The sequence below is a fragment of the Sphingopyxis sp. LARHCG72 genome, assembly GCF_052871675.1.
In genome coordinates this window covers 1-1,061 of record NZ_JBIXJU010000024.1, presented here as the reverse complement: position 1 = coordinate 1,061, position 1,061 = coordinate 1, and the positions used below count along the sequence as shown (strand labels likewise).

Annotated in this window: 1 protein-coding gene and 1 pseudogene; one reads left to right on the top strand and one right to left on the bottom strand. The window is 59.5% G+C overall.

Annotated features, from left to right (window positions below; translation table 11 throughout):
• The first annotated feature begins 241 nt into the window (after window positions 1–241).
• On the top strand, window positions 242–676 hold the full coding sequence (locus tag ACIPPQ_RS21705; protein WP_446546116.1) for a MucR family transcriptional regulator: 435 nt from the start codon (window positions 242–244) through the stop codon (window positions 674–676).
• Between the two features lie 188 nt (window positions 677–864).
• Here the strand turns inward: ACIPPQ_RS21705 and ACIPPQ_RS21700 are convergent.
• Window positions 865–1,061: pseudogene (locus tag ACIPPQ_RS21700) on the bottom strand (right-handed parallel beta-helix repeat-containing protein); the annotation flags it as partial.

Genomic DNA, 1,061 nt, shown 5'->3' with positions numbered 1-1,061 from the left:
TCCCCGCCTCATGCTCCTTCAATATCGCGATGATCTGCTCTTCGCTGAACCTGCTTCGCTTCATTCTGTCCGACTCCTTCGCGTCGGACTCTACTCAAATTCGGTCACATTTCAGGGGAGCACGTCACGCGCCTTGGCGCGGTGCCGCAAGGCAGTCACCGCGCGATACACTTGAAGCGGCGATGACATACGTGCATGTCGCAGCCCATCGAAAGCTATCGAAACCGGATCGGAGTTGAACATGGAAGATCAGGAAACGCTCGTCAGGCTGACGGCGGATATTGTCGCAGCGCATGTGAGCAACAATAACGTCGCCATATCGGATATTCCGCTCGTCATCCGCTCGGTGCATGAAGCGCTGTCGGGTCTTGGTCAGAAGGCCGAAGCTGAACCGGAACCGCAGCAACCCGCGGTGTCGATCCGTTCGTCTGTGAAACCCGATTACATCGTCTGCCTCGAAGACGGCAAGAAGATGAAGATGATGCGCCGTCACCTGATGACGCACTATAATATGACCCCCGACGACTATCGCGCGAAGTGGAATCTGCCCAAGGATTATCCGATGACCTCTCCGAACTACACGGAGAAGCGCCGCGCGCTCGCGAAAGAGATCGGGCTTGGCACCAAGGGACGCGGCGGTGGCCGCAAGAAGGCGCCCGCACGTCGCTCAAAATAATCGTTCTCGTCGGGATATCCGCGAGGGCTAGAAACCCTCCTGCCAAACGCCCGTATATTCGCCTAGCTTGGGTGCGGCCTCAATCACCGCTTGCACGGTGACGGGCAAGCGGTTCGTAGGCAGGCGCTGACAAAAACCCCCGGGCGTTAGCCCGGGGGATGATTGACCTGCGGGAGCTGGCAGGTTGTCTATAGGACGATATCGGCGCTGGTGAGCGGGACATTGACCTGGAGAAGGAAGTCGCCGACGCCATCCCCATCGACGTCGCCGGCGATGAGGAACTTACCGGCCTCATTATATCCGCGCAACTCACCGGCGCTGCCGGTGAAGACGGCGCTGCCGACCCAATGGAAGGCTTCGTCGCCGCCGCCGGCGATCGCATCGA